At 46.9% G+C, this 26,033-nt stretch carries 29 protein-coding genes and 1 tRNA gene; 23 read left to right on the top strand and 7 right to left on the bottom strand.

Going from position 1 to position 26,033, the window contains the following annotated elements; translation table 11 throughout:
* Nucleotides 1-48 precede the first annotated feature (48 nt).
* From ACKKE8_RS28560 to ACKKE8_RS28550, 3 genes are all read left to right on the top strand, one after another.
* Nucleotides 49-306, top strand: a complete 258-nt coding sequence (locus tag ACKKE8_RS28560) for an HPr family phosphocarrier protein (RefSeq protein WP_048034964.1) — start codon at nt 49-51, stop codon at nt 304-306.
* Between the two features lie 127 nt (nt 307-433).
* Nucleotides 434-616 carry a hypothetical protein gene (locus ACKKE8_RS28555; protein ID WP_106656364.1) on the top strand — a complete coding sequence of 61 codons (183 nt, stop codon included), beginning with the start codon at nt 434-436 and terminating at the stop codon, nt 614-616.
* An 18-nt stretch (nt 617-634) separates the two neighbouring features.
* Entirely contained in the window at nt 635-820 is a 186-nt protein-coding gene (locus tag ACKKE8_RS28550; protein ID WP_409175974.1) for an H-type small acid-soluble spore protein, read from the top strand.
* Nucleotides 821-929: 109 nt separating this feature from the next.
* On the opposite strand, the gene clpP is transcribed toward ACKKE8_RS28550, so the two are convergent.
* The gene (gene clpP, locus ACKKE8_RS28545) at nt 930-1,532 is read right to left on the bottom strand and encodes an ATP-dependent Clp endopeptidase proteolytic subunit ClpP (RefSeq protein ID WP_007720441.1); all 603 of its coding nucleotides are present in this window, start codon (nt 1,530-1,532) and stop codon (nt 930-932) included.
* A gap of 131 nt (nt 1,533-1,663) precedes the next feature.
* Nucleotides 1,664-1,885, bottom strand: coding sequence for a hypothetical protein (locus tag ACKKE8_RS28540; protein ID WP_026043328.1), 222 nt, complete (start codon nt 1,883-1,885; stop codon nt 1,664-1,666).
* A gap of 214 nt (nt 1,886-2,099) precedes the next feature.
* Between ACKKE8_RS28540 and ACKKE8_RS28535 the strand changes: the two genes are divergently transcribed.
* Nucleotides 2,100-2,561: a copper amine oxidase N-terminal domain-containing protein gene (locus ACKKE8_RS28535; protein ID WP_409175973.1), complete on the top strand. Its 462-nt coding sequence runs from the start codon at nt 2,100-2,102 to the stop codon at nt 2,559-2,561.
* Between the two features lie 206 nt (nt 2,562-2,767).
* Nucleotides 2,768-4,003 carry a branched-chain amino acid ABC transporter substrate-binding protein gene (locus ACKKE8_RS28530; protein ID WP_409175972.1) on the top strand — a complete coding sequence of 412 codons (1,236 nt, stop codon included), beginning with the start codon at nt 2,768-2,770 and terminating at the stop codon, nt 4,001-4,003.
* A gap of 252 nt (nt 4,004-4,255) precedes the next feature.
* Here ACKKE8_RS28530 and ACKKE8_RS28525 read toward each other — a convergent pair whose 3' ends face one another.
* Entirely contained in the window at nt 4,256-4,390 is a 135-nt protein-coding gene (locus ACKKE8_RS28525; protein ID WP_015893478.1) for a DUF4023 domain-containing protein, read from the bottom strand.
* A gap of 35 nt (nt 4,391-4,425) precedes the next feature.
* A complete protein-coding gene (locus ACKKE8_RS28520) occupies nt 4,426-6,294 on the bottom strand; it encodes a PAS domain S-box protein (protein WP_409175971.1) in 1,869 nt (622 codons plus the stop codon).
* A 194-nt stretch (nt 6,295-6,488) separates the two neighbouring features.
* On the opposite strand from ACKKE8_RS28520, the gene ACKKE8_RS28515 reads away from it, so the two are divergent.
* Nucleotides 6,489-6,647: a hypothetical protein gene (locus ACKKE8_RS28515; protein WP_409175970.1), complete on the top strand. Its 159-nt coding sequence runs from the start codon at nt 6,489-6,491 to the stop codon at nt 6,645-6,647.
* Between the two features lie 75 nt (nt 6,648-6,722).
* On the opposite strand, the gene ACKKE8_RS28510 is transcribed toward ACKKE8_RS28515, so the two are convergent.
* On the bottom strand, nt 6,723-7,733 hold the full coding sequence (locus ACKKE8_RS28510; RefSeq protein ID WP_409175969.1) for an ABC transporter substrate-binding protein: 1,011 nt from the start codon (nt 7,731-7,733) through the stop codon (nt 6,723-6,725).
* Between the two features lie 266 nt (nt 7,734-7,999).
* On the opposite strand from ACKKE8_RS28510, the gene ACKKE8_RS28505 reads away from it, so the two are divergent.
* From ACKKE8_RS28505 to ACKKE8_RS28485, 5 genes are all read left to right on the top strand, one after another.
* A complete protein-coding gene (locus tag ACKKE8_RS28505) occupies nt 8,000-9,016 on the top strand; it encodes a FecCD family ABC transporter permease (protein WP_409175968.1) in 1,017 nt (338 codons plus the stop codon).
* Nucleotides 9,009-10,049, top strand: coding sequence for a FecCD family ABC transporter permease (locus ACKKE8_RS28500; protein ID WP_409175967.1), 1,041 nt, complete (start codon nt 9,009-9,011; stop codon nt 10,047-10,049). The genes ACKKE8_RS28505 and ACKKE8_RS28500 overlap by 8 nt, the downstream gene beginning before the upstream one ends.
* Nucleotides 10,050-10,439: 390 nt before the next feature.
* Complete coding sequence (locus tag ACKKE8_RS28495; protein WP_409175966.1) at nt 10,440-10,919, top strand: hypothetical protein; 480 nt, start codon at nt 10,440-10,442, stop codon at nt 10,917-10,919.
* 42 nt (nt 10,920-10,961) lie between these two features.
* A complete protein-coding gene (locus ACKKE8_RS28490; protein ID WP_409175965.1) occupies nt 10,962-11,132 on the top strand; it encodes a hypothetical protein in 171 nt (56 codons plus the stop codon).
* On the top strand, nt 11,092-11,415 hold the full coding sequence (locus ACKKE8_RS28485) for a hypothetical protein (RefSeq protein ID WP_409175964.1): 324 nt from the start codon (nt 11,092-11,094) through the stop codon (nt 11,413-11,415). The genes ACKKE8_RS28490 and ACKKE8_RS28485 overlap by 41 nt, the downstream gene beginning before the upstream one ends.
* Before the next feature lie 134 nt (nt 11,416-11,549).
* Here the strand turns inward: ACKKE8_RS28485 and ACKKE8_RS28480 are convergent, their stop codons facing one another.
* Nucleotides 11,550-12,119, bottom strand: a complete 570-nt coding sequence (locus ACKKE8_RS28480) for a TetR/AcrR family transcriptional regulator (protein ID WP_409175963.1) — start codon at nt 12,117-12,119, stop codon at nt 11,550-11,552.
* A gap of 214 nt (nt 12,120-12,333) precedes the next feature.
* Between ACKKE8_RS28480 and ACKKE8_RS28475 the strand changes: the two genes are divergently transcribed.
* Nucleotides 12,334-13,305, top strand: a complete 972-nt coding sequence (locus tag ACKKE8_RS28475; protein ID WP_409175962.1) for an ABC transporter substrate-binding protein — start codon at nt 12,334-12,336, stop codon at nt 13,303-13,305.
* A gap of 54 nt (nt 13,306-13,359) precedes the next feature.
* On the opposite strand, the gene ACKKE8_RS28470 is transcribed toward ACKKE8_RS28475, so the two are convergent.
* A tRNA-Arg gene (locus ACKKE8_RS28470) sits at nt 13,360-13,434 on the bottom strand.
* Between the two features lie 145 nt (nt 13,435-13,579).
* Here ACKKE8_RS28470 and ACKKE8_RS28465 point away from each other — a divergent pair.
* The 11 genes from ACKKE8_RS28465 to eno all read left to right on the top strand — a co-directional run bounded on the left by ACKKE8_RS28465 (nt 13,580) and on the right by eno (nt 26,017).
* Complete coding sequence (locus ACKKE8_RS28465; protein ID WP_409175961.1) at nt 13,580-14,590, top strand: FecCD family ABC transporter permease; 1,011 nt, start codon at nt 13,580-13,582, stop codon at nt 14,588-14,590.
* Entirely contained in the window at nt 14,583-15,623 is a 1,041-nt protein-coding gene (locus ACKKE8_RS28460; protein ID WP_409175960.1) for a FecCD family ABC transporter permease, read from the top strand. The genes ACKKE8_RS28465 and ACKKE8_RS28460 overlap by 8 nt, the downstream gene beginning before the upstream one ends.
* 149 nt (nt 15,624-15,772) lie before the next feature.
* Entirely contained in the window at nt 15,773-17,146 is a 1,374-nt protein-coding gene (gene rpoN, locus ACKKE8_RS28455; RefSeq protein ID WP_409175959.1) for an RNA polymerase factor sigma-54, read from the top strand.
* Nucleotides 17,146-17,424 (top strand): glutaredoxin family protein, encoded by a 279-nt coding sequence (locus tag ACKKE8_RS28450; RefSeq protein ID WP_409175958.1) that lies wholly within the window; start codon nt 17,146-17,148, stop codon nt 17,422-17,424. The genes rpoN and ACKKE8_RS28450 overlap by 1 nt, the downstream gene beginning before the upstream one ends.
* Before the next feature lie 168 nt (nt 17,425-17,592).
* Nucleotides 17,593-18,618: a sugar-binding transcriptional regulator gene (locus tag ACKKE8_RS28445; protein WP_409175957.1), complete on the top strand. Its 1,026-nt coding sequence runs from the start codon at nt 17,593-17,595 to the stop codon at nt 18,616-18,618.
* Nucleotides 18,619-18,636: 18 nt separating this feature from the next.
* Complete coding sequence (locus tag ACKKE8_RS28440) at nt 18,637-20,001, top strand: Na+/H+ antiporter NhaC family protein (RefSeq protein WP_409175956.1); 1,365 nt, start codon at nt 18,637-18,639, stop codon at nt 19,999-20,001.
* 19 nt (nt 20,002-20,020) lie between these two features.
* Entirely contained in the window at nt 20,021-21,025 is a 1,005-nt protein-coding gene (gap, locus tag ACKKE8_RS28435; RefSeq protein ID WP_048034950.1) for a type I glyceraldehyde-3-phosphate dehydrogenase, read from the top strand.
* Between the two features lie 98 nt (nt 21,026-21,123).
* On the top strand, nt 21,124-22,308 hold the full coding sequence (locus tag ACKKE8_RS28430) for a phosphoglycerate kinase (protein WP_409175955.1): 1,185 nt from the start codon (nt 21,124-21,126) through the stop codon (nt 22,306-22,308).
* A gap of 21 nt (nt 22,309-22,329) precedes the next feature.
* Nucleotides 22,330-23,088, top strand: a complete 759-nt coding sequence (gene tpiA, locus ACKKE8_RS28425) for a triose-phosphate isomerase (protein WP_409175954.1) — start codon at nt 22,330-22,332, stop codon at nt 23,086-23,088.
* A gap of 12 nt (nt 23,089-23,100) precedes the next feature.
* Nucleotides 23,101-24,642, top strand: coding sequence for a 2,3-bisphosphoglycerate-independent phosphoglycerate mutase (gene gpmI, locus ACKKE8_RS28420; RefSeq protein WP_409175953.1), 1,542 nt, complete (start codon nt 23,101-23,103; stop codon nt 24,640-24,642).
* Nucleotides 24,643-24,730: 88 nt separating this feature from the next.
* Nucleotides 24,731-26,017: a phosphopyruvate hydratase gene (gene eno / locus ACKKE8_RS28415; protein ID WP_409175952.1), complete on the top strand. Its 1,287-nt coding sequence runs from the start codon at nt 24,731-24,733 to the stop codon at nt 26,015-26,017.
* Nucleotides 26,018-26,033 lie beyond the last annotated feature (16 nt).

Below are 26,033 nucleotides of genomic sequence, written 5' to 3'. Positions count from 1 at the left end.
TGCATGTTATACTAAAGGATAATAGTCTACAAGTAAGGAGGTCCATTCATGGTTCAACAGCAGGTCGTGGTTCAGTTAAAGACCGGTTTGCAAGCTCGTCCAGCAGCCTTTTTCGTACAGGAGGCTAACCGTTTTGCATCGGAAGTATTCGTAGAAAAAGGCAACAAGAAGGTCAATGCGAAAAGCATCATGGGTATCATGAGCCTCGCAATCAGCTCTGGAACGGAAATTACCATTTTGGCAGAAGGGCCGGATGCCTCCCAGGCAGTCACCAGCCTTACGAATCTGGTAAGTAAAGAAGAATAGAGTCACGAGAGACACTTTTCCTAAAAGGGAGGTGTCTTTTTTTGTTGGTCATCTTGATGAATATGTATCAATTCACTTCGGGCAGGGCATTTCTAACCATGTATATTGCATGAAGGAGGAATGAGAAATGAGTAACCGTGATAAGTGTTACGAAGGCCGCGATTGTTATGATATGGACATTGACCGGATGGTGAACGAGGGACTGGGGGGCGGAGTTGTTTCCGACCAAAACGGCCTGATTGAAGAAACGTCTGTAGACACGATGACAGGGGCTACGTCAGCCAAGCAAGCTCTTGACGATGATCAATAGAGAGGGAGTCAGTCACTTATGAATGTAACGAGAGCACAAGCCATCATGAAATCCGACGACCATATCAAGGTAGAGTACGAAGGACAAGCCGTTTGGATCGATGCTGTAGACGAGAAAACTTCAACAGCACGTGTGCATGAGGAAAAAAATCCAGGGCATAGCCAAACGGTCTATGTCAGTAAGTTAATGGAAGTATCACAATGATCCATCGAAAAAGCCGTGCAACCCAAGGGAAGCCTCATGGGTTTTGCTCGGCATACAAAAAACACTCGGCCAGTCGTCTTGGCACGAGTGCTTTTTTTTACTACGTATCTTATTTTTTGGAAGACGGTTCAGAAGTGATGACTTTGTCAATCAATCCGTACTCTACTGCTTCTGCGGCAGAGAGGAAGTTGTCGCGATCGGTATCCTTTTGGATGCGCTCCAAAGGCTGTCCAGTGCGTTCAGCCAGGATGGTGTTCAGATGATCACGCATCTTCAAAATACGTTTTGCGGCAATCTCAATGTCGCTCGCTTGTCCTTGGGCACCGCCCAATGGTTGATGAATCATGACTTCACTGTTTGGAAGAGCAAAACGCTTGCCTTTTGCCCCGGCAGCCAGCAGGAATGCTCCCATCGAAGCAGCCATTCCGATACAAATGGTGGATACATCTGGCTTGATGAAGTGCATAGTATCGTAAATTGCCATACCAGCAGTAATAGAACCGCCTGGGCTGTTTATGTACAAGTGAATGTCTTTCTCCGGATCTTCCGCCTGAAGGAACAACAACTGTGCCACAACGATATTGGCTACGGTGTCGTTGATTGGGGTTCCCAGAAAGATGATGCGGTCTTTGAGCAGGCGGGAATAAATGTCGTAAGCACGTTCCCCTCGGTTCGTCTGTTCAATGACGGTTGGAATTAAATTCATATGCATCTAGTCTTCCTCCTCTCTTTGTAACAATATCATACACAAAAGGTCAATGAAGGTCAAACACATAAGTGCGCTCCCTCACTACCATGTTTGCCAATTTCCCTCTGTCTAAACCTACTCGAAAAAGAAAACAATCATTCCTTGGAATTCTCATCGGCCTCGGTCAAATCGACGGCAAGTTTCAGTGTGGCCTTCATCTTTTTTCCCTTGATGATCGTATACTCATCGACTTGTTTGGCTTGTAGCTGATTGATGGCTTCCGCCAGCTCCTGTTGATCTTTGTATGGTTCAATGGTCAATAAGCATTCTTCGTCACTGGCCTCTTGATAAATGAGAAAAAAACGTTCCCCTGCCATGGCAAGCCTCCCTTTCGAAAGTTATCCACAATGTTATGCACAGGTTGTGCACAAAAACGTTTGTTCGCGGGATATTTATTTTTTTCCTAGTCTTGTCATGTTTAGGGAGAGAATTACATAGGAAATGTATGGGATAAAAAAGAAGGAAGAAGTTGATTTATGTCGAACATTACATAATTGGAATTCATTTCATGATATTTGAGGGGTGTTCATTATGCTTCGCAAGTTTTCGACAATGATGCTGACAGCAGCTCTTCTAACGGGAAGTGTAGCGGCAACGGCTGCATTTGCTGCTCCTGCTCCTGTACAGCAACAAAAAATCAAGGTTCAGCTAAACGGCAAGGAGTTCCCATTCCCACAAGAAATCGTTACTGAAAATGGTGTTGCGTATGTGAATTCGAGCACATTGGCGATTGCTTTGGGTGGTTCTGCAGCATGGGATAGCACAACCAAATCTCTGCTGATTGCCAAAGACAACCAGTACGCACTTCGTATGTACGAAAACAAAAACTTTGCTTATAAAAACGGCAAAGAAACCAGTGTTGCAAATCCGCCACGTCCAGTGACTGGAGCAGTACTCGTTCCTCTCGTATTCATTGCCCAAGAATTGGGTGCAAAAGTAGAGTATGACGCAAAAACGCTCACTTACAAGCTGAGCATTCCAATTAATTCCTAATATTTTCTCATTAAGATAGCCACTTCTATGCGTAGAAGTGGCTATTTGCCTCCATACTACACGTGTACGCCTCTATTAGCAGACAGCGATAGAGGTTTTTTGATTGATTCTTCTTTTAATCATTTCTATTGCAAATTTTCAAAAATATCCTACAATAAGATTGTGATTCATAGTTTGCTCATAAATAAAGAGGGGGATGTTTTGCTATGAAAAAACAGAAATCATTGTCGATACTGGCTGCAACATTTGCTCTGAGCACGTTGCTCGCGGGCTGCGGTGGAGGTGCGGGGACTGGTGGACAAAGCGCGACACCACAGCCGAGCAACAATAGCGGAGGAAGCACGGGCGGTGCAAGCGGAGCTACTGAGAAGCTCGTGATTGCTGTAGTTGGTCCGATGTCTGGTCAGTACTCCGATTACGGAAGCACAGCAAAAGCTGGTGCTGAATATGCGTTGAAAGAAAAGGCAGAGGCATTCAAAGCACTTGGCTTTGACGTTCAATTGTCCGCGCAAGACGACCAAGCTGACCCAAAACAAGGGGTAGCAGTCGCACAAATGTTGATTTCGAATCCTGATGTAGTCGGAGTAGTAGGCCATGCTACAACAGGTGCGTCGATTACAGCGGCAGCGCAATACGAGCAAGAGAAGCTCGTAATGGTTTCTCCTTCTGCAACGGGATCAGATTTGACTGAGCAAGGAAAGAAGATCGTACACCGCATTTGTGCGCGTGATGATCAACAAGGCTCCAAGGCTGCTATTTTTGCCAAAAATCAGTTGAATGTAAAAACAGCTTTCGTTATGCATGACAAGGCTGCTTATGGACAAGGTCTTGCGGAAGAAGTGAAAAAGCAATTTGAAAAAGATGGCGTACAAGTTCTCGGCTATGAAGGGGTAACGGCAGGAGAGAAGGATTATAGTGCGATCATCACCCAAATCCTTGCGAAAAATCCAGAGATGATCTACTTTGGTGGATACTACTCTGATGCAGGGATCATCGTGAAGCAAGCACGTGAAAAAGGCTTCAAAGGTGTCTTCATGGGTGGCGATGGCTACGACTCCGCTGACATGGTGAAAATTGCTGGTGCGGAAAATGCCAATAACGTAGTCTTTACTTCTACTGTTGGCGATATTGGTGCTACCGAAGACGGCAAGAAATGGATCACAGACTTCGAGAGCGCGACTGGCAACAAAGTAGGGATCTTCACTTCGTTTGGTTATGACTCCATGGGTGTTATGCTGAACGGACTGGAAGAAGCGATCAAAGCAAACGGCGGCAAAAAGCCAACTCGTGAACAAGTACTGGAAGCTGTTCACAAAACCAAAGATTACAAAGGCAAATTCGTAAACGTAACATTCAATGAAAAAGGCGACAACGACTTTGCTTCCGTATACGTGTACAAGTATGAGGATGGAAAGAAAGTATTTATGGGTGAAGCAAAGTAATTCTTCATTATGAATAAGCCGTTTGGGACATACTACGTTTGGCATGAATACCAGAATGAAAAGGAAGGGATTCTGATGTCAAACAATCGTAATACGAAGAATGGCGGCAACCAAGGACACAGCAGCAAGACGCAAGGCACCCAGAAGCAAAAGTCCGAAAGAGATCGTAACCTGAATAAGCAGGATCCACAATAACAATGACAAAAGCCCACCCGTTTGAGCCATAGGAGCTCGAGGGAGGGCTTTTGCTTGTTAAATGCCTTGCTTGCTGGGCAAACGTTTTTCGGGATGACCATAGCCCTGATGCTGTCTGCTTCGCAGGTTTTTCGCTTGGGATTCGCGAATTTTGGCCACGAACTCACTCGTGCTCATTTTGGTGAAATCCATAGGGCACCTCCGCTGATGATGGGATGTACACCTTTCTAGGATGACCCAATTTGGTCCTGTACAATCGGTAATGTAATCTCTACCACCGTGCCTTCGTTCTCTCTGCTTTTAATTTCCAAGCTGCCGTTATGATCTTTCATGATTTTGCTGCTGATCATGAGGCCGAGGCCAGTCCCGTTTTCTTTTGTCGTGAAAAAGGGGGCACCCAGCTTGTGAATCATTTCTTCAGAGATTCCACAGCCAGTATCCGTGAGCGTAATGAGTACCTGATGCTTGTTTTTTAAGGCGGTGGCAATAAGAACCTCTCCATGTCCGTCGATCGCTTCGATGGCATTTTTAATGATGTTAATAAAGACCTGCTTGAGCTGGTTTTCTTCTCCCGCAATGATCGGATGGTAAGCAAATGCGGTACGGAAATTGATGTTTTTCAAATTTGCTTCCGACCTCAATAGTGTCAAGACGTTTTCTAACAAAGGGATGAGCGGAAGAGGCTTGATTTGGATGCTATGAGGCTTTGCCAAGACTAGCAGTTCACTCACAATAAAATTGATCCGGTCCAGTTCAGAGAGCATGATGTCGGCGTACTGCTGGTTATCATTCATGCTTGGATAAAGAAATTGGATAAAGCCCTTCAAAGATGTGAGCGGATTGCGAATCTCATGGGCGATTCCAGCAGCCAGCTCCCCAATCACGGACAGCTTCTCAGCCTTGCGTAATAATTCCTCGTTATTTCGGCGTTCTGTAATATCCCGCGACACAATGATAAAACCATCACAATCTCCCGTTTTTGTCAGGATAGGGGCACCCTTTGATTCGAGAACGATCCATTTGTTATTTTTCGTTTGGAAACGGAACTCGCATATCCTTGGTTCTTGGGATGCCAGCAAATGATGAAAGTGGTCAATGACAGTTTGGCGATCTTCTGGATGAATCTCGGCAAAGGTGAGCTGACGGCAATGTTCACTCGTTTCGATTACGCGTGAATGCGAAGGGGAGAGATAGAGGATATCCCCGTTTTTGTCCGTAATCAGTATAAGATCATCTGTGTATTCTGAGATGATTTTGTTCGTATTCTCGCTTTTAAACAAGGCGGCCTCTGAGTATTTGCGTTCTGTGACATTTCGCGAGACTAACATGATGTTTTGGACGTCTCCACCCGCGCTTAAAATGGGGATACCGCGTGTTTCGAAGGAGACCTCGCTTCCGTTTCTATCCATAGATCGCGTCTCGAAGTGAACAGGTTGTTTCGTTGTCATAATCTCTTGAAATTTGTCCCGGAACATAGGAATATCCTCTGGATGTGTGAGCTGCAGATTGTTAGGGGAAGTAACCTCGGCTGGAACAAATCCCAATTGCTCGATTGATGGGGATGCATAGATGCGTCGCATGGATAAATCATAAATCGTCACGATATCCTGGGTATGATCGATGAGGAGACGATATTTGGCTTCAGTTTGACGTAAGGCCTCTTCAATTTTTTTGCGGTCGGAAATGTCACGGGTAATGCAGGAAGCGCCAATAATCTTTCCCGTTTCGTCTTTGATTGGAGCAGCCGACAGAATGACATCCATCTTTGTGCCATCTTTTCGCTGCCTGATGGTTTCGTAATTAGTTAGTAATACACCCATGCTCCTGACCGCATCAAATAACTGTTTGGTCTCGCTCCTATACTCGTCTGGAATAAAGCAGAGCGGTGAAGCGTAAATCTCCTCCATGGACCAACCGTAGTATTGCTCAAAAGCATGATTCACCAAGACGATATTGTTATCGAGATCACTAATGGAGATGGCATCCGTCGTAAAGTGAAAAAATGCTTTTAATATTTGATCTGGAAACAACACTTGCGTGATTTCCTTTTTTGAGCGTTTCTTTTTCCATAAGAAAGGGGTATTAAGCTTGTTCATCAGATTTCCCCCGTATAGTCTATCAAGTATTTGAGTGAGATAGCGTTGTGGTAACTATTCGAGATATAGGAGCCATTTTCCTATCAAAATTTGGAATAGTTTGTTATTCCATAATGAATTGGTTATGCATGAAGGTTCTGACTCGCATGGAAATCAGCTATAATGAGAGTTAGAAAAAAGTCGGGGGTGTATGCATGACAACTGGTTTTATCGTTGCGTTGGTGCTCATTTTTATCGTCATCATCGGTGCGACGATTTTGGTTACAAATAAAGCTTATTCGCGTAAACCAGAACAAATAGATCCGATTCTGCCCAGTAAGGATACTGCTGGAAATAAGGAACTCGGTCAATAATGCCAGCAGGCAAAAGAAAAGGAGTGGTTATCTCAACCACTCCTGCTTTATTGACGGTATCGGAAGGTATATAGCCTACAGTTTGGAGAAGCGTTCTACGATGTCATCAACAAGCATTTCTGCAGAAAGGATACCGCCGCCTACGTTCCAGATCACTTCGTCAACTTGGAATGCCTTATTGTTTTTCGCGACATTCAGTTTTTGATAGAGCGGATCTTTCATCCATTCCTCTGTGTATTTATTGGCAGATCCATCACCGGAATAATCGCCGATCCAGTAAAACATGACGTCGCCATCCATTTCAGCCATGAGCTCTTTTGGGATGTCTTTTTTGAACTCATCGATGTCTTGGGAGGCTGGTCGAGCAAAGCCGAGCTGGCTCAGAACAACGCCAGAAAAAGTGTCTTTCAAGTAAAGACGCGTTTTGCCAGCTACGAAACGAACGACAGAGACTTGCATCTTCGTCTTGTCACCCAATTTTGCTTTCGCATCTTCAATCTTCTTATCGAAATCAGCCATCAGCTGGTCGCCTTCAGCTTTTTTGTTAAGAGCTTCTGAATAAAGCGCAAAGTTGATTTTCCATCTGCCTACGAGATCCTCGGAGAAGACGGTTGGGGCAATCGTGGAAAGCTGAGCGTATACTTTTTCTTGCCCTTGGCGTCCTTTTGTCCCCAGAATCAGGTCTGGCTTCAGGCTGGCGATCAGCTCAACGTTCGGTTGGTTCTCATCACCCAATTCAACTGCATCCTTCATTTTCTCTTTAATATGTGGATGCCATGGGTCACCAGGTTTACCGAGGCCGCTCATGACAGCCCCGACTGGCGTAATCCCTAATGCGAGAACAGCCTCTGTGCTTTCACTGGTAAGTGCGACGACACGCTGAGGAGTCCCTTTTATTTTTGTTGACCCCATAAAGTGTTTTACTTCTCTCTCTTCAGACGCTGCCGGTGCTGGTGTAGTTGTTGACGCAGCTGGAGTAGAAGAAGATGAGCTGGATGAAGACGTTGCCTGTCCCCCGCAACCTGTTACGAGCATTACAGCGGAAAGCATAGCCCCGAGCATCAAACGCAGGGAAGTTTTGCGCATGATGGAAAATCCCCCTTTTAACTGATAATGATTATCATTTTTCTTCACTACTGTATATGCTTATATGACAATGTGTCAATATATTTTTTGGAATGAAAGGAAAAGTATAGATATTTTTGTGTTGAATTTTCCAATAGCGATAATAAAAATCAATATCATTGACTAGCCCTATCCTCAAGCTTAGACTGATTAGTGGGAGAAACTTACATACATAATGTAGCGAATAGACAGAATAGGTAGAATGCAACGGAAAGAAGGGAAAAGGCGTGAATGTGATTTTGTCCAGCCGACTGCAAAAGACTACTGTGCTCTTAGTAGGACTCGCCGTCCTGGCAGTCGTGATGGTAGCTAGTATCCTTTTCGGAATCAATCGGTATTCGCTCACTACTGCAGTAGAGGCATACACCCAATTTTCCGGTTCAGAGGAACATTTGATTATTACGACTTCCCGAATGCCGCGTACGCTGACAGCGGTAGCGGTGGGGAGCAGCCTTGCTGTAGCAGGTGTTTTGTTGCAGGCGTTGACTCGCAACCCTTTGGCTTCACCATCTCTTATTGGTGTGAACGCTGGAGCTGCAGCAGCTATCGTGACGACGATTGCTGTTTTTGGCTCGCAATTCCCAGTGTCACAAATGATGTGGGCAGGCTTTATCGGAGCGGGTGTGACTGCTCTGCTTGTATACGGGCTGGCTTCCGCTGGGCGGGGAGGCATGACTCCGATTAAACTGACACTTTCGGGTGCAGCGGTTGCCGCTTTTGCTTCGTCTGTGACCTCTCTGTTTATGCTGTTGCAAGAAAAAACGATGACAGAGGCCTTTTACTGGTTAGTTGGTTCTGTGGAGGGAAGACAGCTTGACCATTTTTTTATGATCATTCCTTATTTGCTAGTAGGCTTATTAGGCGCTATGCTACTGACCGGCTCGTTAAACTTGATGGTACTCGGTGATGATGTAGCGACTGGCCTGGGCCAAAAGATTATCTTGGTAAAAGCTACAGCGATATTGATCGTGGTGCTCTTGGCTGGTGGGAGTGTCGCACTCGCCGGACCGATTGCATTTGTGGGCATCATCATCCCGCATCTTTGTCGTTTTTTAGTCGGTCTTGATCATCGATGGTTAATTCCCTATTCAATTGTCTTCGGCGGAGCCTTTCTGGTTTGCGCTGATTTGCTTTCTCGCCTTGTATTGATGCCGATGCGTTTGGAAGTACCAGTAGGCGTAGCAACCGCCATGATCGGAGTGGCTTTTATCATCCCGCTGGTCAGGAGGAGGGCGTATGCATAGACATGTAGTCATTCGGACCAAAAAGCCAGCGCTCTCGTTTCATGTAAATAAGCGGGCGTTAGGAATTAATTTGATACTATTTTTGCTGTTATCGGTTGTGATTGTACTGAGTATTGGCTTAGGAAGCTTGCATATTCCTGTGTGGGAAGTCATCAAAGCTTTTGTGGGAGCGGGCAGTGAACAGAATGAATTGATCGTGCTCGATTGGCGATTGCCTCGCGTTGTCGTTTCAGTCATGGTGGGGGCTTCCCTGGCTGTATCGGGGGCCATCTTGCAGTCCTTGGTGCGAAATCCATTAGCTTCGCCTGATTTGATCGGGACTACAGCGGGAGCGACGGCAGCAGCGGTAGCATTTATCACATTCGCAAAAGATGTAAGTGTGCAGTGGATGCCATTGGTGGCCTTGATCGGTGGAATGTTAACCGCTACGCTTACATATCTCACTGCGTGGAAGGAGGGAGTCTCACCTTTTCGCCTCGCGCTTGTCGGTGTATGTATCTCAGCAGGCATGGGGGCATTAACGATCTTTTTCCTGGTGATCACCCAAACCCACAAAGCCTCAAACGCTCTCGGGTGGATGACTGGAACCGTGTACGGTATGTCTTGGGTAAATGTCATGACGTTGCTTCCGTGGACCGTTTTGTTTCTCGTCGCTACGATTTTCCAAATCCGGTATTTGAATGCCCAGGAGCTCGGTGATGATATCGCCAAAGGCATTGGCGTAGCGATTGATAAGAAGCGATTGCTCTTGATTGCGATCAGTGTGGCATTGGCAGGTGCTGCGGTCGGTGTGGCAGGAGGAATCAGCTTTATCGGTTTGATGGCTCCACACATTGCTCGTAGGCTAGTAGGCTCTGCGTATGGCTACTTGCTGCCGGCTTCCGCCGTTTTGGGCGGGATGCTTGTCGTCTTGGCTGATTTGATAGGGAGAACGGTGTTTTTGCCGCATGATTTACCAGCTGGGATTTTTACCGCAGCGATTGGAGCGCCGTTTTTTGTTTATCTGTTGTATAAAACGAGGAATCATCAGTAGGAATTCGATGTATGTTTATCGATAGTTTAGTGAGAACCCTGAAGAATAGGTATGCTTCAGGGTTTTTGTGTTCACTATTTGCTAATTTATTACAAAATATTACAAAATTCGAATTTACAAAATGTTTTAAACATGGTAAAAATTAGTATTATTTACATTTATGATAACCTGTGGAAGTAATCGTTATGGGCTACTTTGCGCATGGGAACTCCTAATATACGGAGAGTAGCAGAGATCGATAATATTAGTCATAGTTCGATACATGTACACTTCATTCTAGCGAAATCATCAAATTATTACAAAAAATTACAAAACTAATATTTGCAATCAAGTTATAAAATGGTAAAAAATAATAGTACCTACTATTACAGCTTTTGGAGGGATTTATTCGTGAAAAAAGTCGTAGCAAGTCTATTGAGCCTGTCACTCGTATTAACTGCTTCCGTATCTGCACTGGCTGCAGAACCTGCAAAAAGTTTGAAAGCACCTCAAAAAGCTGCGTCCGCAAGCGACTCTTATGAGCCAAATGATGAACCTGCATTTGCTTCATTTGTTAATTCCAATGTTTCGTATTCAGCAGAGATTGGCCATAACAAAGATTTCGATTGGTTTAAGTTTTACGCGAAACCGGGGAAGCTTAATTTTGCGATTAGTAGCTTAACATCAGAAAAAGGGAACCTACGGGTAGGGGTGTTTCATGAAAGTAAAATGTCAGGGTCACCTCATTTTGTAGAAAATGGGAAGTTAAGCTTCACACAGGATCTCACAAAAGAGGGCATTTACTACATCATGATTTATGACTACTCTGCATTTGATTCCAAGCCAATCAAACCAATCCCGTATGCATTTAAAGCTATTTATAATCAATAAAGTAACTGACTATTCCTACTAATGTATGCGGAGGGATTATTCATGAAAAAAGTCGTAGTTAGCTTGTTGACCCTTGCAGTAGCTTTATCAGCATCTGCTTCCGCATTTGCAGCAGAACCGACTAAATATATGAAGTCTTCCCAAAAAGCAGCCGCTTCGGTGACCGATCCATATGAACCAAATGATAGTGTTGCATTACACGGCTGCGATTAATCACAATAAAGATCTTGATTATTTCAATTTTTATGCAAAGCCAGGAACGTTTAATTTTGCATTCAGTAGACTGTCATCAAGTTCTGAATCGATTACTATCTGGGTGAGGAAGCAAACAGGAGAGACAGTGCATAGAGTTGTTATTAAAGGTAATACGTCTTTTTCAGTGAACATCCCTGAAGAAGGCCAGTACTACATTCAACTGATGGCTCCAAATGCAATGTTTGAAACTAACCCAATAGCACCAATCCCTTATTCCTTCAAAGCGATTTTTAACCAGTAAATGTAACGGTATATAGTCCTTTACTGAACTGCACCCCAATTGTTAGAAACACTTAACAATTTGGGGTGCAGTATTTTATATGGATAAGTTGCTCTGCGTATAGCGCTACTTTTTGTTTTTCATCAGGAACTCTATTAGAGAAGAAGCCCACGCATCGAGGCTGTCAATTGAAAGGCAAGTCGCCCCATCTCTTGACAGGACTCTTGAAATCGTCTCAACGTCCACTCAATCAAAAGCACATGGAGGGTGGAGGACATCGATCTTTGTGCATAGTAGTGAAGGCTTTCCTGTTGATGAACATTCTCTGGGTTTGCCCTGTTTGGAAAACGCTCTTGAATAGAAAAGTCAACGCTCCGAAAAATGATCTGTCTGACTTTCCGATCTCCATTGCTAATGTTCTTTATTAATGAAGGGGGAGAGTGCTGCTGCCACATGTCGAAAAAAGCGATCAGCATATCTTCATTCAGCTCGTTCTCTTCATCTATTATCCTCCAGTAGGTCGCATACTGAGCGCACAAAAATTCATATAAGATCTCGTCTTTATCCTCGTAATTTCGATAAAAGGTTTGTCTGGCAAGCCCTGCTTTTCGTGTGATCTCGGTAATGGAGATTTGGGAGTATTGCGTTTTTTCCATGAGTTGAAGCAGAGCAAGAGTGATCCATTCTTTTGACGGTTGTGTTCGATTTCTTACGTTGAGATTCAAATGTGACACATCCTTGCTTTTGTCTATTTTCGCGTGGTTTTTCCTGAATTCAATTGAAAATAGGAGATATCTATATTAGTGTACAATTGTAACATTTGATCTCCCTTTGCGCAGTGGGAGAACATAGTGTAAGAGGAAGCACAGATAGATAGGCCTATTTTTTTACTTCCAAATTGATAATGATACTCATTAGCATAAAAAGGGGACGCAACTCATGTTTAAAAAAGGAAAGCTTCCGCTGCTTGTGACGATGATCATGTCGTTGCTTTTGGCAGCTTGCGGTACGGAAACGGCTGCTCCAGCTCAGCAGGCACAAACAGAGCAGCCACAGACAGAACAGGTTCGCAAGATTACACATGCCATGGGTGAAACAGAAATCAAGGGCACCCCAGAGCGCATCGTTGTTCTGACCAACCAGGGGACAGAAAGCTTGCTTGCATTGGGAATCAAGCCGGTAGGAGCAGTTAAATCGTGGATCGGAGAACCGTGGTTCGACCATATTAAAGATCAGATGAGTGGGGTTGAAGTCGTAGGGGACGAGACACAGCCCAATATGGAGCTGATTGCGAGCTTAAAGCCCGATCTGATCCTCGGAACAAAAGTGCGACAAGAGAAGATTTACACGCAGTTATCAGCGATTGCACCAACCGTTTTTACTGAAAACCTCGGTGACAGCATGATTGAAAACTTCGAGTTATATGCAAAAGCATTAAATAAGGAAACAGAAGGATCGAAAATCTTGGCTGATTTCGATAAATTGATTGCAGACACGAAAACCAAGCTAGGTGACAAAACGAAGATGGAAATCTCGTTGGCACGCTTCCAGCCTGGGAAAGTACGCGTCTACTATAAACAAAACTTTGCAGGGGTTATTTTCGACAAGCTAGGCTTTGCGCGTCCAGCGGAGCAAAACAAGGCGGAGTTTTCCAAAGATATCGCAAAAGAGCAAATCAATGTACTGGACGGGGATGTTTTCTTTTACTTCACCTCTGACCGTAATGGGGATACCGGAGCTTCCAAGACCGCACAAGAATGGCTAAGTGATCCGCTAGCGAAGAACATGAAGGTCGTACAGACAGGCCGTGCATATCAAGTTAACGAAGCCATCTGGAATACGGCTGGGGGAATCCTGGCAGCGAACTTGATGGTGAAGGATATCGAGAAGATCTTTGCGGATATAAACTAATAGAAGAGATAAATAAAAAAGGCTGGAAGCATCCAGCCTTTTGGTTAGCAATTATGGTACGCCTGAAGGGAATCGAACCCCCGCACATGGTTCCGGAGACCATTGCTCTATCCACTGAGCTACAGGCGTATAGTGTTTTTTAATGACACTATTTCATTATATGACAGCGATCAGGCAAAATGCAAACGAAAAAAGTGGTTTTAGTGGATTTTTTCATGAATATGAACTCGGTCCATATCTAAATGGGCAGCAGCATGAGAGAAGGGGATCGAAGGTGCAATCTTTTTTATGCAGCCGTGTTCAAAAATGGTCTGTACTGATTATGGGGATCGTGATTCTTGGGCTGGCCATGACGGCAAGCGTACTGTATGGATTGCAAAACTTCCCTCTATCAACAGCCATTGAGGCGTATACTCAGTTCGATGGGAGCACGGAACATCTCATTATTAAGGATACGAGAGTACCTCGGGTAATTACGGCTGCATTTGTCGGAGGAAGCTTGGCTGTAGCGGGAGTTCTTCTACAAGCACTCACCCGCAACCTATTAGCTTCCCCTTCTGTTTTGGGAATCAATTCGGGAGCGGCCCTGTTCATTGTGATTGCGTTGTTTTTGGCAGGGAACGTTTTTTCCTTTACACAGTTGATGTGGATTGGATTTTTGGGCGCGGGATTTACGGCTATTCTGGTTTATTTGCTTGGGTCGGCAGGACGAGGTGGTAGCTCGCCGTTAAAAGTGACACTTGCAGGCTCGGCTGTGGCCGCTTTTGCCTCCTCATTGACTTCTCTGTTGATGCTGATCAGTAACCAAACGTTAGAGGAAGCGCTCTATTGGCTGGTGGGATCTGTGTCCGGACGCGATTTGCAGCACGCTTTGATGATTATTCCTTATTTATTCTGTGGGTGGATATTGGCAGGTTTTATGGCAGGTTCGCTCAATTTGATGGCACTGGGGGACGATGTTGCCACAGGTCTGGGACAAAAGATTATTTGGATAAAGACGGCGATCGTATTGGTTGTCGTACTCCTTGCAGGTGGGTCTGTAGCCTTGACTGGCCCCATTGGCTTTGTTGGAATCATGATTCCCCATATTGCGAGGTATTTGGTCGGCTTTGATCACCGTTGGATTTTACCTTACAGCGTCTTGTTAGGTGCAATATTCCTCGTTGTGGCTGACGTGATCTCCCGGTTCTTGCTTGTGCAGGAAGAAGTTCCTGTAGGAGTAGCTACTGCTGTTCTAGGAGTGCCATTCGTCATTGCCATTGTAAGGAGGAGGGCACATGAATAACTTTAAAGTGATTCGAAGTCAGAAGCCTATGTTCTCCTTTCATGTGGAAAAAAGGTCGGTGGGCATCTTAATCCTTTTGGCTATTCTGCTGGTGGCTGCTGTCGTCATTAGTATCGGATTGGGAAGTACACGCATTCCAGTGTTAGAAGTTCTGAAAACATTGGTTGGTTTGGGAAATGGCACTGAGCAACTCATCGTGCTCGAGTTGCGTCTGCCGCGTATTGTGCTCTCGGTACTTGTGGGAGCAGCGTTGGCTGTGTCCGGTGCTATTCTCCAAGCCCTCGTCCGTAATCCGCTGGCTTCGCCTGATTTGATCGGAACGACAAGTGGTGCAACAGCGTCGGCTATGGCATTCATCGCCTTTTCCAACGGGGCGTACAGTATTCACTGGCTGCCAGTTGCAGCATTAATTGGTGGATTTTTTGCTGCTTTTCTCACGTATATAACTGCTTGGAAACGTGGAGTCTCTCCGTTTCGCTTTGCTTTGATAGGTGTATCGATCTCAACGGCAATGGGTGCATTGTCTATTTATTTCATTTTATCCGGTCCGATCTATCTCGCTTCTCAAGCGCTTGGCTGGATGTCCGGGACTGTGTACGGGAGTTCGTGGAATCATGTGTTTAGTTTACTTCCGTGGACAGTCGGATTCTTCATTCTGATTACGATGCAGGCAAGGACACTGAATTCACTGGAGCTAGGGGATGAAGTAGCAAAAGGATTGGGTGTTTCCGTTGAACGAAAGCGGCTCATATTGATTGCGATTAGTGTGGCGTTGGCAGCGGCGGCAGTGGGGATTGCAGGAGGAATAGGCTTTGTTGGCTTGATGGCTCCGCATATGGCCCGCAAGCTGATAGGTTCAGGCTACAGTCGTTTGCTCCCTGCCTCCGCTATACTGGGTGGACTTTTCGTTTTAGTGGCTGATTTGGTGGCACGGACGCTGTTTGTCCCGCTGGATGTGCCTGTTGGCGTGTTTACAGCAGCGGTAGGGGCACCTTTTTTTATCATGATGCTTTATCACAGCCGTCAAGGATAGGAAAAGACCCTTTAAGTGACCCTGACCACAAGGGTCACTTTTTTGTGCTGCTGTATCATAATTTGGCAGGAAAATTGCATGAGAGATCGAATATAATGAAAATAAAGAGTCATCGAGCAGCATGAGCAAGTGCGAAGGAGGCGAGCTTCATGAACATGGGATTGGGGTTATTTCAAGAACAAACACTGAAATTAGTGATGACGCCGGAATTACGCCAAGCGATTACCATATTGCAGTATTCAGCCATTGATCTCATCTCCTATTTGCAAGATCAGGCCAATGAAAATCCTGTTTTCGACCTTGAAGTGGCAGGAGAAGTCGCTTCTGCAAAAGCAGAGAAACCAGCTCCTGAGATTGACTGGAAAGAAATTGTGGGCAATCGCGCGACAGGTGAGTACGGTTCGTCGAAAAATGAAAGCACTTACAATCCGCTGGATTACGTCCAGCAAGGTGCGGAGACGCTATACGAACATCTGGAGCGTCAACTCGGCTATGTAAAAGGATTCTCGTCGCTGCAAAAACAGATCGCTCTCTTTTTGATCGGGAATTTGGATGAGAAGGGGTATTTGGAAATTACACTGGAGGAAGCGAGTGCGCGCCTAGGCGCTGAAATGCTGGAGATTGAGGACGTGTTGTCCGTTTTGCAGCATTTTGATCCAGTAGGCGTAGCTTCACGCAGCCTGGAAGAATGTCTGTTGCTGCAGCTCGGGCATTTGGCACTCGATGACGAAAAGATCGTGCAGGTCGTTCGCAACCACCTGCAAGATTTAGCGGACAATCGCTATCAGCGGATTGCAGACAAAATCGGATGTACACCGCAAGAGGTACAGGCGATGGCAGACCTAATTCGTACGCTAAATCCGCGTCCAGGAGCAGCCTTTTCCACAGTAGAGACAAGATATGTCATTCCAGATGTGACGGTAGAGAAGGTCGGGAATGATTATGTAGTAATGGTCAATGATGTTGCTGCACCGCGGCTGAAAATCAGCAGCTTCTATGAAAAAATGCTGAGCCAGCAAAAAAGTCAGGATGAAGCCAAGCAGTTCATTCACGATAAGCTGAATGCCGCCATGTGGCTGGCAAAAAGTCTGGAGCAGCGCCGCCTGACACTCATGCGTGTAACACAGGCCATCCTCGATATGCAACGGGAGTTTTTTGATCGGGGGATTCATTATTTAAAGCCCATGACACAAAAGGAAATAGCAGAGCGGGTCGGCCTGCATGAATCGACGATCAGTCGGGCAACCAGCAACAAATACGTCCAGACACCACGCGGAATTTTTGAGCTGAAGTATTTCTTTACGTCAGCACTCTCTACTTCCAGCGGGGAAGCGACTTCTTCTGAGAGTGTTAAGCGCAGAATCAAAGCACTGATCGAGCAAGAAGATCGGAAGTCTCCGCTATCTGATCAAAAGCTGGGTGAGATGCTGCTTACAGAAGGGATTGAAATCTCCCGCCGCACGGTTGCCAAGTACCGGGAAGAAATGCTGATCCCATCGTCGGCCAAACGAAAGAGGTTTTAATGAGAATGAATGAAAAAACGTTTGAAATTGTTTTGTACGGCCGAAATAAATGTCATTTGTGCGACGAGGTGGAGCTCTACATCCGCAGTCTGGCGGAGGAGCTCCCCCTTCGTATGCGCGTGGTTGATATTGAAAGTGATCCGGTCTTGCATGAAGAAATGATGTTTGTCATTCCAGTAGTCGAGATTGATGGAGAAATCGTGTTTCCCTCCATTACACATGTGGTGACGCTCGAGGAGTTGCGAAACGAATTACAGAGACGTGCCGCTCGGTCATGAGTGGCACTTTTTTATAGGGGCTCGGGGGAACTTGCAAGATATTGTTAAATATGATACATTCAAGTTGTAGAAAGTGATCTTTTTTTTGCATTAAGTGGGACATAAAATGTATACACAGGGACATAAAAGGTCCCGATTAATTAATTTGTAACCAAGGAAGAAGGCAAAATGCGACGTTTACTGGAACTGCAACAAAAATTGTTGCCCGACTTGATTCAGGTTTTGCGTCAGCGGTACATGTTACTCCGATCCATCTATCATTTGCAGCCGATTGGCAGAAGAGGTCTAGCTCAAGCCATGGATACCACTGAGCGTATTTTGCGGGCAGAAGTGGAACTGCTAAAAGAGACGGGGCTCCTTCATGTAACGGCTGCGGGAATGAGCCTGAGTGAAGAAGGACAACAAGTCTTGGACGACATGGAGCCTCTCGTCGGAGAGCTATTCGGCCTTACTGACTTGGCGGAGCGTCTGCAAAAAATGCTGGGCATATCAGAAGTCATTGTGGTGCAGGGCAATGCAGACCAATCGCCTTGGGTAAAGGAAGAACTTGGACGGGTAGGGGCTAGGATCCTCAAACAGGTCGTGCAAGAAGGAGACATTGTAGCGGTAACAGGTGGTTCATCCATCGCTAGCGTAGCAAGTCATCTGACGCCTTCTGCTTCGTTCAAAAATGTTCAGTTTGTCCCTGCTCGCGGTGGACTGGGAGAACGCGTAGAGCTGCAAGCGAATACGCTCGCTTCCGCCATGGCAGCGAAAACAGGTGCTTCTTATCGGCTTCTTCACGTACCGGATCGCCTTCATCCAGAAGCCTTGCAGACATTGGTCAAAGAGCCGCAAGTACAAGATGTGCTGTCGCTCTTGGGCGAGACTCGAATCGTTTTGCATGGAATCGGGGATGCCGTCACCATGGCACGCAGGCGGAATTATTCGGAGGAAGAGCTCGCAGAATTAGCGGAGACGGGTGCTGTATCAGAAGCATTCGGCTACTACTTTAATGAAGCGGGAGAAACGGTCCACAGAATGCCGACAATTGGTTTACAGCTAGAGGAAGTGCACAAGGCAGAAACTGTGCTCTCCATTGCGGGGGGCGAAAGCAAGGCAAAAGCGATTCTTTCCTTTGCTAAGCAATCGTGTCAGAATGTACTCATTACGGACGAAGGGGCAGCTTACACGCTGTTGTCCGCACGATTGTAACGGAAGGAAGTCGGTCGCATGTCTATCACATCGGTAACACCCATCTTGGCAATGATCGCTGGCATCATTTTGAGCCTATCGCTCGGTTTTCCGATCGCATGGGGGATTGTTTTTGCGATCTTGGTCACACTGGTTAGTGTAAAAAGATTGGGTTATCCGTGGAAGCAACAGTTCGTGTTTGGCTGGGAAGGTGTCCAAAAGACAAAGCCCGTCCTTACGATTCTGTTTCTAGTAGGACTCTTGATTCCGCTATTAATGATGGGAGGAACCATACCCGCCATCATTTACTACGGATTGTCGATTGTGAATGTCGAGTATTTGTTCGTTCTCTCTTTTCTGTTGACCGCAGGCGTCAGTTATTTATTGGGTACATCAATCGGTACGCTGAGTACGATTGGGCTGTCCCTGATGGGCATCGCACACGCAGCAGGGATATCACCTGCGATCGTAGGAGGTGCGCTCATCTCTGGAGCGATGGTGGGGGAACGTTTCTCACCGATATCCAGCAGTCGTTTACTGGTGCTTTCCAATGTCGGTATGACAGAAGAGCAGGAAAGAAGAATACGGCGTCCTGCTTTGCTTACGGTAGCGATTTGCGCGTTACTTTTCCTGATTCTTGATCTGTTTCGACCTCAAGCGAACTCGACGGATACCGTTCAAATGTACCAAGAGCTGTTAGTCAGTTATTTTTCTGTACATTGGCTACTCATGCTGCCTCTCGTCGTGTTAATTGCATCTTTTGCACTGAGAGTAAAAGCGGTGAAGGCATTATTTTACGGTATCGGAGCCAGTGCGATTCTAGTCGGGATCAATGGGAATTTGGATGTGAAGACGTTTTTTACATCGATGCTAGTTGGATTTGAGCTTCATTCAGGAACGCCGCTGGATCAACTGGTCCATGGGGGCGGGATGTTCGCCATCTTCAATGTTCTGGCGTTAATCATTCTCGCAGGCTTTTTAAACGGCATTTTGAACAGAGCCAATTTATTAACCCCCATCGTAGACAAAATGATGGGCCATACAAAAAATAAGACAGGATTGGTAGCGAAGGCAGCGGCATTGTCGTTGTTAGTGGTCATCATCAGTTGTAATCAAACCATTCCAATACTGGTTCTTGGCTCTACTCTTCTCGGGCGGTTCTCCCAATGGGAGGGAGGGCGCGAGCTGCTGGGCAAGACGATGCTGGACTCCACAGTTGTCATGCCTGTACTGATCCCGTGGAATGGACTATCGATGATGATGGCGCTCACTTTAGGTGTTTCGACCATCCAAACATTGCCCTTTGTGTTTTTTCCAATCTTATTACCGATTGTTACGATATTATCGACCCGCTGGTTTTCGCCAGAGGGCAGGTTTCTCGCGATGAAGAATAAAGCTAGCTAATGAGCAGGAGGTATACATTATGGTAAAAGTAGGTATTAACGGATTTGGTCGTATCGGTCGTAACGTATTTCGTGCAGCATTGAACAATCCGAATGTAGAAATCGTGGCGGTCAATGACCTGACAGATGCACACACACTGGCTCACCTTTTGAAATATGACTCTGTTCACGGTGTTCTGAACGTGAGCGTTGAAGCTTCCGAAAACACACTCATCGTTGACGGCAAAGAAATCAAGGTGTTGGCAGAGCGCGACCCAGCTCAACTCAAGTGGGCAGATTACGGTGTTGAAATCGTAGTGGAATCGACTGGTCGCTTCACGAAGCGCGAAGATGCAGCGAAGCACTTGGAAGGTGGCGCGAAAAAAGTCATCATCTCCGCTCCAGCAACAAACGAAGACATTACAGTCGTAATCGGTGTAAACGAAGACAAGTACGATCCAGCGCAACACACGGTGATCTCCAACGCATCCTGCACAACGAACTGCTTGGCACCATATGCAAAGGTTCTCAATGAAAAATTCGGTATCGTACGCGGATTGATGACAACCGTTCACTCTTACACCAATGACCAACAAATTCTCGATCTGCCACACAAAGATTTGCGCCGTGCCCGTGCAGCTGCGGAAAACATCATTCCAACCTCTACAGGAGCGGCAAAAGCGGTAGCACTCGTACTGCCTGAGTTGAAAGGCAAGCTGAATGGTTTCGCTATGCGCGTACCAACTCCAAACGTATCTGTAGTGGACTTGGTAGTTGAGCTGAAAACAGACGCAACTGTTGAAGAAATCAACAACGCTCTGAAAGAAGCGGCAGAAGGCCCACTCAAAGGCATTCTTGGCTACTCCGAAGAGCCACTCGTATCGTCTGATTACAATGGAAACCCTGCATCCTCCACAATCGATGCTTTGTCTACTATGGTACTGGAAGGAAACATGGTGAAAGTCGTTTCCTGGTACGATAACGAGTGGGGTTACTCCAATCGTGTCGTAGACTTGTGTCATTATGTTGCACAGCGCGGCTTCTAACACGTAAAATAGAACTGTTGTGGAAAAAAGGGAGAGCAATCTCCCTTTTCCCATATCTTTTTTCCGAATAAAAAGCCAATGATTTGGGAGGATCGTTCATGAACAAGAAATCTATCCGCGATGTTGAGCTGGCAGGCAAGCGCGTATTTTGCCGTGTCGACTTTAACGTGCCGATGCAGGACGGGGTAATCACCGACGATACACGCATTCGTGCTGCTGTACCAACCATCCGTTTCATGATGGAGGCAGGGGCCAAAGTAATCCTGGCGAGCCATTTTGGGCGTCCTAAAGGCCAAGTAGTGGAAGAGATGCGTCTTACTCCTGTCGCAGCTCATCTGTCCTCGCTCTTGGGCAAGGAAGTGCGTAAGCTGGAGGATTGTCATGGTGCTGACGTAGAAGCGGCAGTAGAACGGATGGAGTCTGGCGACGTCATCCTGTTGGAAAACGTGCGCTTCCATGCGGGAGAAGAAAAGAACGATCCAGAACTGGCAAAAAGCTTTGCGGCCTTGGCTGATCTGTTTGTCAATGATGCATTCGGGACAGCTCACCGGGCACATGCTTCTACAGCAGGAATCGCTGAGTACATACCAGCAGTTGCGGGCTTGTTGATGGAAAAGGAAATTCGCTTCATGGGCGGAGCCTTGTCCAATCCGGAGCGTCCGTTTACTGCGATTGTCGGCGGTGCAAAAGTAAAAGATAAGATTGCTGTCATTGAAAATTTGTTGACCAAAGTCGATCACTTGATTATCGGCGGCGGTATGGCGAATACATTCCTCAAAGCACAGGGTTATGGCATTGGTGCTTCTCTGTGTGAAGACGACAAGCTCGATCTCGCACGTACGTTGATGGATCAGGCAAAAGAGCGCGGCGTTCAATTGCTGATGCCGGTTGATGTTGTGGTAGCTGACCGTTTTGCGGCAGATGCAGAAAAACAGGTCGTGGCAATTGATGCGATACGAGAGGGCTGGATGGCACTCGATATTGGGCCAAAAACAGTAGAACAGTACCACAGCGTCATAGTAGATTCGAAAACGGTTGTATGGAACGGTCCGATGGGTGTATTTGAAATGGATGCTTTTGCAGGCGGCACGATTGGTGTAGCCAAGGCGATGGCAGCATGCAGCGGTACGACCATCATCGGTGGTGGTGATTCCGTAGCAGCCGTGGAGAAAGCAGGCGTGGCCGAGCAGATGACACACATTTCTACAGGCGGCGGAGCGTCCCTGGAATTCATGGAAGGCAAGGAACTGCCAGGCGTAGCTGTGTTGGCAGATAACCAATAAGAGCGAACAGGGGGAGCTTACATGCGAACACCAATTATCGCGGGGAACTGGAAGATGTTCAAGACGATGGCCGAGGCAAGAGCGTTTGCGCAGGAAGCCAAGGCAGGCAACAATACTTCCGGGGTACAAAAAGTCATTTGCGCACCTTTTACAGCGTTAGCTGCACTTAAGGAAGAGCTGGCGGGCACAGATATTGCCATCGGCGCGCAAAACATGCATTTTGAAGAGCAAGGTGCTTATACAGGCGAAATCAGCGCGTCCATGCTGAAAGAAATCGGTGTGGAGTACGTGATCCTTGGTCACTCCGAGCGCCGTCAATATTTCAATGAGACAGATGAGACGGTGAACAAAAAGGTTGTAGCCGCGTTAGCAGCAGGTCTCGTACCGATTGTGTGCGTAGGCGAGAGTCTGGAGCAGCGGGAAGCGGGCCAGACAGCTGACGTCGTTCGTACGCAGACAGAAGGCGCCTTTGCTGGGGTGGATGCTACACAAGTGGCGGATACCGTTATTGCATACGAGCCGATTTGGGCGATTGGCACAGGCAAGTCTTCTACGGCAGAGGATGCGAATGAAACGATTGCGATTATTCGCAGCGTAATCGGTGAACGCTTCGGACAGGCGACAGCCGAGAAAGTGCGCATTCAATACGGCGGAAGTGTAAAGCCGGAAAACATCGCAAGCTACATGGCACAGCCGGATATCGACGGAGCGTTGGTCGGTGGGGCGAGTCTCGTAGCGGACAGTTACTTGCAGCTTGTGGCAGGAGCTACGTCGCGATAGGAGGAGAAAGCAATGGCACAAAGACCAAAACCGGTTGCCCTTTTGATTGTAGATGGTTTTGCTCTGCGTAACGAGACGCATGGAAACGCAGTAGCACAAGCGAACAAACCGAATTTCGACCGTTACTGGAACCAATACCCTCACGCGACTCTGGAGGCAAGTGGGCTGGCTGTTGGGCTGCCAGAAGGACAGATGGGGAACTCCGAGGTAGGCCATCTCAATATCGGGGCAGGGCGTGTCGTTTATCAGGATTTGACGCGCATTACCAAGTCGATTCGAGAAGGCGCTTTTTTTGAGAACGAAACACTGATCGCTGCTTTCCAGCACGCGAAGAAAAACAGCAAGCAGCTCCATCTGTTCGGGCTTTTGTCCGATGGTGGTGTACACAGTCACATTGACCACCTGTTTGCGATGCTCGAGTTGGCGAAAAAGCAGGACTTTGCGGATGTGTTCATCCACGGTTTCCTTGATGGACGCGATGTATCGCCTGACAGTGCAGTGGGCTATATCGAACAGCTGCAAGCCAAAATCGCAGAGATCGGCGTTGGTCGCATTGCTACCGTACAAGGTCGCTACTATGCGATGGATCGGGACAAACGCTGGGAGCGCGTAGAGAAGGCGTATCGCGCCATGGTATATGCTGATGCTCCGGCTTATCGTGATCCGGTTCAAGCGGTCAAGGAATCCTACGAAAAGTCCATTATGGATGAGTTCGTTATGCCGACTGTGATTCTCGATGAGACAGGAAAACCAGTGACGACCGTTCAAAGCGGCGATTCGGTTATTTTTTATAATTTCCGCCCAGATCGTGCGATTCAAATGTCGCAAGCCTTTACGAATGAAGATTTCCGTGGCTTTGACCGCGGAGATGAGCGTCCACGCGATCTGCATTTTGTGTGCTTGACGCATTTTTCCGAGACCGTTGACGGGTATGTTGCTTACAAGCCTTCCAATCTGGATAACACGTTGGGAGAGGTGCTTTCCCAGCACGGCTTGAAGCAGCTACGCATTGCAGAGACGGAGAAATACCCGCATGTGACGTTCTTCTTTAGCGGAGGGCGTGAGAAGGAGTTCCCGGGTGAGACGCGTATCCTGATTCCTTCACCAAAAGTAGCGACGTACGATTTGCAGCCGGAGATGAGTGCACCAGAACTGACAGACGCTGTTGTCGCTGAGATCGAGGCAGACAATTTTGACGCGATCATCCTGAACTTTGCCAACTGCGACATGGTGGGTCATTCCGGTATGATGGAGCCAACGATCAAAGCAGTCGAGACAGTCGATGCATGCTTGGGTCGAGTGGTCGATGCCATCGTAGCAAAAGGTGGCGTAGCCGTCATCACAGCTGACCACGGCAACGCGGATCTGATGCTGGATGAAGCGGGACGTCCGATTACTTCACACAGTACGTATCCGGTGCCTGTAATCGTGACCAAAGACGGGGCTGCTCTGCGCGAAGACGGTATTTTGGCCGACTTGTCGCCAACGCTTCTGGAGCTTTTGGAGGTAGCGCAACCGGTCGAAATGACAGGCAAATCGTTACTTGCAAAATAGGCTTTACTGGGACACACTGTAAGGGAAAGCTTGGCGTTTAAATCGAAATAGATTGTAAGTGCACATGAAAAAAGGAGATGGACGAGAAATGGCAATGATTACTGACATTTATGCACGCGAAATTATGGACTCCCGCGGTAATCCAACTGTGGAAGTAGAAGTGTATCTCGAAGATGGCTCGATGGGTCGCGCAGATGTTCCATCTGGAGCGTCTACAGGTGCGTATGAAGCAGTTGAGCTTCGCGACGGTGACAAATCCCGTTACTTGGGTAAAGGCGTACTGAAAGCCGTAGAAAACGTGAATGAAATCATTGCTCCTGAACTGATCGGCATGGATGCACTGGATCAAGTCGGCATCGATATGGCGATGATTCAGCTCGACGGCACGCCAAACAAAGCCAAGCTGGGTGCAAACGCGATTCTCGGCGTGTCCATGGCAGTAGCACGTGCAGCTGCAGATTCTCTCGGCGTTCCTCTCTACAACTACCTCGGCGGCTTCAACGCGAGAATGTTGCCAGTTCCTATGATGAACATCCTGAACGGTGGTAAGCACGCAGACAACACTGTAGACATTCAGGAATTCATGGTCATGCCAGTAGGGGCTACTTCCTTCAAGGAAGCGCTGCGCACAGGTGCGGAAATTTTCCACTCCCTGAAAAAAGTATTGGGTGAAAAAGGCCTGAGCACAGCAGTAGGGGATGAGGGCGGTTTCGCTCCAAACCTGAAATCCAACGAAGAAGCGATCACAACCATTTTGGATGCGATCAAGGCAGCAGGCTATGAGCCAGGCAAAGACGTGTTCCTCGCGCTGGACGTAGCAGCTACAGAAATGTTCAAAGACGGCAAATACCACTTCGAAGGCGAAGGCGTTGTGAAAACAACAGAAGAAATGATCGCGTTCTACGAAGAGCTGGTAAATAAATACCCAATCATCTCTATCGAAGACGGTTTGTCTGAAGACGACTGGGATGGCTGGAAAGCGCTGACTGACAAGTTGGGCAGCAAAGTTCAGCTGGTAGGTGACGACTTGTTCGTAACGAACACCGAGCGTCTGGCTCGCGGAATCGAGACCTCTACAGGTAACTCCATTCTGGTAAAAGTAAACCAAATCGGCACGCTGACAGAAACCTTCGAAGCAATCGAAATGGCGAAGCTGGCTGGCTATACTGCGGTGATCTCCCACCGTTCCGGTGAAACCGAAGACTCTACGATTTCGGATATCGCAGTGGCTACAAATGCAGGTCAAATCAAGACTGGTGCGCCTTCCCGCACTGACCGCGTAGCGAAGTACAACCAATTGCTGCGTATTGAAGACGAACTCGCAGATACAGCTCGTTTTGGCGGTCGTTCTGCATTCTACAACTTGAAGAAGTAAGCTTACCTGATTGATA

The organism is Brevibacillus fortis (assembly GCF_046196545.1).
In the GTDB taxonomy this organism is placed as follows: Bacteria; Bacillota; Bacilli; order Brevibacillales; family Brevibacillaceae; genus Brevibacillus; species Brevibacillus fortis_A.
This window is presented reverse-complemented; position numbering and strand designations above follow the sequence as displayed.

Excerpts from the sequence above, each read along its gene's own strand:
- ACKKE8_RS28560 (WP_048034964.1), top strand. The coding sequence starts at position 49 with ATGGTTCAACAGCAGGTCGTGGTTCAGTTAAAGACCGGTTTGCAAGCT.
- ACKKE8_RS28555 (WP_106656364.1), top strand. The coding sequence starts at position 434 with ATGAGTAACCGTGATAAGTGTTACGAAGGCCGCGATTGTTATGATATG.
- ACKKE8_RS28550 (WP_409175974.1), top strand. The coding sequence starts at position 635 with ATGAATGTAACGAGAGCACAAGCCATCATGAAATCCGACGACCATATC.
- clpP (WP_007720441.1), bottom strand. The coding sequence starts at position 1,532 with ATGCATATGAATTTAATTCCAACCGTCATTGAACAGACGAACCGAGGG.
- ACKKE8_RS28540 (WP_026043328.1), bottom strand. The coding sequence starts at position 1,885 with ATGGCAGGGGAACGTTTTTTTCTCATTTATCAAGAGGCCAGTGACGAA.
- ACKKE8_RS28535 (WP_409175973.1), top strand. The coding sequence starts at position 2,100 with ATGCTTCGCAAGTTTTCGACAATGATGCTGACAGCAGCTCTTCTAACG.
- ACKKE8_RS28530 (WP_409175972.1), top strand. The coding sequence starts at position 2,768 with ATGAAAAAACAGAAATCATTGTCGATACTGGCTGCAACATTTGCTCTG.
- ACKKE8_RS28525 (WP_015893478.1), bottom strand. The coding sequence starts at position 4,390 with ATGGATTTCACCAAAATGAGCACGAGTGAGTTCGTGGCCAAAATTCGC.
- ACKKE8_RS28520 (WP_409175971.1), bottom strand. The coding sequence starts at position 6,294 with ATGAACAAGCTTAATACCCCTTTCTTATGGAAAAAGAAACGCTCAAAA.
- ACKKE8_RS28515 (WP_409175970.1), top strand. The coding sequence starts at position 6,489 with ATGACAACTGGTTTTATCGTTGCGTTGGTGCTCATTTTTATCGTCATC.
- ACKKE8_RS28510 (WP_409175969.1), bottom strand. The coding sequence starts at position 7,733 with ATGCGCAAAACTTCCCTGCGTTTGATGCTCGGGGCTATGCTTTCCGCT.
- ACKKE8_RS28500 (WP_409175967.1), top strand. The coding sequence starts at position 9,009 with ATGCATAGACATGTAGTCATTCGGACCAAAAAGCCAGCGCTCTCGTTT.
- ACKKE8_RS28490 (WP_409175965.1), top strand. The coding sequence starts at position 10,962 with ATGAAAAAAGTCGTAGTTAGCTTGTTGACCCTTGCAGTAGCTTTATCA.
- ACKKE8_RS28485 (WP_409175964.1), top strand. The coding sequence starts at position 11,092 with ATGAACCAAATGATAGTGTTGCATTACACGGCTGCGATTAATCACAAT.
- ACKKE8_RS28475 (WP_409175962.1), top strand. The coding sequence starts at position 12,334 with ATGTTTAAAAAAGGAAAGCTTCCGCTGCTTGTGACGATGATCATGTCG.
- ACKKE8_RS28460 (WP_409175960.1), top strand. The coding sequence starts at position 14,583 with ATGAATAACTTTAAAGTGATTCGAAGTCAGAAGCCTATGTTCTCCTTT.
- rpoN (WP_409175959.1), top strand. The coding sequence starts at position 15,773 with ATGAACATGGGATTGGGGTTATTTCAAGAACAAACACTGAAATTAGTG.
- ACKKE8_RS28450 (WP_409175958.1), top strand. The coding sequence starts at position 17,146 with ATGAGAATGAATGAAAAAACGTTTGAAATTGTTTTGTACGGCCGAAAT.
- ACKKE8_RS28445 (WP_409175957.1), top strand. The coding sequence starts at position 17,593 with ATGCGACGTTTACTGGAACTGCAACAAAAATTGTTGCCCGACTTGATT.
- ACKKE8_RS28440 (WP_409175956.1), top strand. The coding sequence starts at position 18,637 with ATGTCTATCACATCGGTAACACCCATCTTGGCAATGATCGCTGGCATC.
- gap (WP_048034950.1), top strand. The coding sequence starts at position 20,021 with ATGGTAAAAGTAGGTATTAACGGATTTGGTCGTATCGGTCGTAACGTA.
- ACKKE8_RS28430 (WP_409175955.1), top strand. The coding sequence starts at position 21,124 with ATGAACAAGAAATCTATCCGCGATGTTGAGCTGGCAGGCAAGCGCGTA.
- tpiA (WP_409175954.1), top strand. The coding sequence starts at position 22,330 with ATGCGAACACCAATTATCGCGGGGAACTGGAAGATGTTCAAGACGATG.
- gpmI (WP_409175953.1), top strand. The coding sequence starts at position 23,101 with ATGGCACAAAGACCAAAACCGGTTGCCCTTTTGATTGTAGATGGTTTT.
- eno (WP_409175952.1), top strand. The coding sequence starts at position 24,731 with ATGGCAATGATTACTGACATTTATGCACGCGAAATTATGGACTCCCGC.